This window comes from Intrasporangium chromatireducens Q5-1 (genome assembly GCF_000576575.1).
GTDB lineage: Bacteria > Actinomycetota > Actinomycetes > Actinomycetales > Dermatophilaceae > Intrasporangium_A > Intrasporangium_A chromatireducens.
In genome coordinates, this window is record NZ_AWQS01000329.1 from 1 (window position 1) to 3467 (window position 3467).

A 3467-nucleotide genomic window follows, 5' to 3' on the forward strand; every position below is an offset into this window, starting at 1 on the left:
CGAGCCGCCGTCACCGAAGTCACCGCCGAATGACGACACCCTGAGGACCACCACGACACCCCGACGACCAAGGCCCCGCCGGACACCTCCGGCGGGGCCCTCGTCATAACGTCAGAACGTCTTCACGGAACATGACGCCCTCATCCTCAACTGACGCGGCCGGCGACAGTGGGAGGTCAGGAACGCGTCCACCTCGTCCAGGGCAGCATCCTCGTAGCGGTCGAGCCAGACCGGCGCCAACCCGCGAAGGTAGGGGTACTGGCCGAGCGGTTCCCGAATCGTGCGAGGCAGCGAGGGGTCGCCGGCGGGCAGGTAGGTTGCCGAGGACATGCCGGGCTGAGGCGGCATGCCCGACAGGAACCGGTAGCGGATCCCCTCATCCACGCGCTCATGCTATGCGTGCAACAGGAGAAGGGGCCTGGGAACCCGGGCCGCCTGGGCCCCTCAGCTCCCGCCGCAGGGGCAAGGACGAGCATGCCTCCTCTGTGGAACGACTGATCGCGGCATGTCCGGACATCCGCACCGGACCAAAGATCGCTACTGTGAACGCCTTGCGAGACGCGTGAGGAGCGAGGTGGCTGAAGCGGCGGCGCCCAGGATTCATGCCTGGCACATCGAGGAGCGCGAGTACGCACGCCACGAGCAGCGGCGTGGGAGGCGGCACGCCTTCGAGCGGATCGTGCCAGAGCGGACGGCACTCGTGGTGGTCGACATGGTGCCGTTCTTCGTGGAGGAGAACGAATACTGCCTGGGCATCGTGCCGAACATCCAGAGTCTTGCGTCCTGCCTTCGTGCCGCCGGTGGCGTGGTTGCCTGGGTCCTGCCCCGCCACCGTGAGCCGACGGCCCGAGAGGTCGAGTTCATGGGGCCCGACGTAGCGCACAGATACGGCGCGTCGGGCGGCTCTGGTCCGCCTCGGGCACGGCTCTGGCACGAGTTCGAAGTCGCGGACAGTGACATCGTCGTGGAGAAGACGGCGGCAAGCGCGTTCTTCCCGGACCGGCCGCCCCTTCCCGGAATCCTGCATGCGCGTGGAGTCGACACGGTGCTGATCACGGGCACGGTCACCAACGTCCGCTGTGAGTCGTCCGCGCGTGACCCGAGCACACTGGGCTACCGAGTTCTGATGGTGGCCGACGCGAATGCTGCCCGTCGCGACGAGGACCACAACGCCACGCTGTACACCATCTACCGTTCGTTCGGTGACGTCCGGTCTGCCGAGGAAGTGATCGGACTTGTCCAGGAGGCTCGTCGATGCGCGCACAGCGGCTACATGGATGGCCGAGCGTGGCCGCCCCCAACGCGGCAGATCCGGTAAACGTCTCACGCTGATGTCCGGACACGTCGATCGGGCTTTGTTGCGCATCAGAATCGAGCGGGCGTGCTGGTGTCGTGGGACGCTCTGGGAAAAGCGCGCGTGGTGGGAGAGGTTGTGGCTGTGGGGGAACCAACCGGCCTGCTCGCGTGTCTAGCAGGCGTGGGCTCGAAACTGCGCTGTCATCCTGCTCGCCGCCAAGTCCTGGCGCGCGTGGTGGGTGTCGCACTCCTCCTCTCGCTCGGCGCGTGCGGCACCACTCCCGCCGGCCGGGGTGGCGGCAGCACTCGGCCCGAGGACCACGTCACGTCGGTCGTAGGAGACGGCCCGTTGGACGGGACGACCTCCACGGCGGCACCGATACCGCAGGCACCACCACCCGGTGACTTCCGCACCCGTTCTGACGTCGTCGCCGCCGCCGTGCGGGCGGCAGGCATCCCCCAGGCACCGACCGGGCTCGTGCTCGAGTCCTCCCGGACTCCGGGGCTCGGCTTCGACACCTCCGAGCAGAAGCAGGCCTGGACGGCGGGGCGGGTCACTCTGGCGCCGGGCTGGTCGCGCGACTGGACCGGGGCCGCTCAGATCCGGTTCGCCGACGGCACCTCTCAGCCGGTCGACGTCCTCGATGCGCAGGCCGCACTTGACGCCGCCCTGGCACCGTCCCCGGATGCCTGTTCCGGGTTCGACCTCACCGCGTGCACCCTGACGTTCACCAACGGCTCGGTGACGACCGTGAAGGTCACGACGAACCGGGGCCAGGCGACGGTCCCGGCGTGGTCGTTCCAGGCAGCAGGGCTGTCCCATCCGGTCGTCGTGGTGGCGGTCCCGAGCGGCATCCTGCAGGACGCACCTGCGCCGACGCCACCGTCCGGCCTTCCTGACCCCGGGCCGGGCCTCGCCGGTGTCGAGACCTGGCCGGGTACCCCCGCGTCCACGTCAGGATCGAGCCTGACGGTCGCCATCGGCCACGGGGCCTGCGACCGCGAGCTGCACGTCCACGTCGTCGAGTACGCCGACCTCGTCGTCGCTGGGGCGACCTTCGTGCCCTCGCCGCCCGGGTCGGCGTGCACAAGTCAGCTCATCCTGACCCCGGCGATGTTGACGCTGAGCAGGCCCCTTGGCGACCGACCCGTGATTAGCGTGACGACGGGCGTCGCCATACCGGTGCGCCGCTGACGAGCACCAAACAGCGATTTGGTGACTCCGCGCACGCGCTCGTGCTTTGCGTCTGAGTTCGTGTCCCACTTTTCGGTTTTGATCACACCACATCTGGCGGGTCCTGAACCACGCACAGGAGGATCAGGTCATGACCGAGGAACAGGCCACACCAGCGGGCCGGAAGCGCCGCCTGAAGCGGCAGCTGACGCCCTCACAGAAGTACGAGATCTGGCTGCAGATGATCCGCCAGGAAGTGACCATGGCCGAGGCCGCGGCCAATGCCGGGGTCGACCGCTCGACGATCGTGGGGATCCGTCAGGTCGCCAAGGACGGCGCCCTGGCCGCGTTGGCCGCCTCGAAACCGGGCGCCGCGAGCAAGGCCCGCGATGCCGAGCTGGCGGCCGCGAACGCCGAGATCGCCCGGCTCTCGGAAGCGGTCAAGGAGCTGGCGGTGAAGCTGACGCTGGTCGAGGGAAAAGGCGGTTGGGACTAAGTGGCCAGGTCCCAAAGCGTGTCGATGCGGCCACCAAGTGGGCGTTGCTGGCCCTGGTCGACGAGGCACTCGAGGCGGGATGGAGCGTGCGCGACGCCTGCCGGGTGCTCGAGCTGCCGGAGCGCCGCGCACACCGGTGGGACCGCCGCCGCGGCGAGGGCCGGCTGGCCGACGCGAAGCCCGGCGGCGCCCCGGTGCACGGTCTGCTCGCCGAGGAGGTCGAGGCGATCCTGGCCGTCTTCGAGGACTGGGCCGAGGTCGACCGGTCCCACCGCAAGCTGGCCCACCGCGGCTCCTACCTGGGCCGGTTCTGGTGCTCGCCCTCGACGGTGCGGCGCGTACTTCTCTTGCGGGACAAGCACTTCCGTCCCAGGCCTCGGCCTGGCACGTCGGTCAAGTCGCCGTTCCCGGACTGGGCACAGCGTCGCCCGAACTCGATCTGGATCTACGACTCAACGCACTTCACCGCCTGCGGGATGACCGTGCTGATCATCGAGGACC

The 3467-nt window shown here is 69.1% G+C and carries 5 protein-coding genes; 4 read left to right on the forward strand and 1 reads right to left on the reverse strand.

Annotation, left to right across the window (positions count from 1 at the left end; all coding sequences use genetic code 11):
- Positions 1-111: 111 nt before the first annotated feature.
- Positions 112-384 (reverse strand): hypothetical protein, encoded by a 273-nt coding sequence (locus N864_RS20405; protein WP_034721721.1) that lies wholly within the window; start codon positions 382-384, stop codon positions 112-114.
- Between the two features lie 190 nt (positions 385-574).
- On the opposite strand from N864_RS20405, the gene N864_RS20410 reads away from it, so the two are divergent.
- The 4 genes from N864_RS20410 to N864_RS23835 all read left to right on the forward strand — a co-directional run.
- Positions 575-1318: a cysteine hydrolase family protein gene (locus tag N864_RS20410; RefSeq protein ID WP_205621016.1), complete on the forward strand. Its 744-nt coding sequence runs from the start codon at positions 575-577 to the stop codon at positions 1316-1318.
- Positions 1319-1531: 213 nt separating this feature from the next.
- Complete coding sequence (locus tag N864_RS23830; RefSeq protein WP_155893037.1) at positions 1532-2491, forward strand: hypothetical protein; 960 nt, start codon at positions 1532-1534, stop codon at positions 2489-2491.
- A gap of 130 nt (positions 2492-2621) precedes the next feature.
- On the forward strand, positions 2622-2966 hold the full coding sequence (locus N864_RS20420) for a hypothetical protein (protein ID WP_034721723.1): 345 nt from the start codon (positions 2622-2624) through the stop codon (positions 2964-2966).
- Positions 2967-3010: 44 nt separating this feature from the next.
- A partial coding sequence (locus tag N864_RS23835; protein WP_205621017.1) for a hypothetical protein occupies positions 3011-3467 on the forward strand: 457 nt, incomplete at its 3' end.

Coding starts and splice junctions, on each gene's coding strand:
- N864_RS20420 (WP_034721723.1), top strand. CDS start 2,622: ATGACCGAGGAACAGGCCACACCAGCGGGCCGGAAGCGCCGCCTGAAG.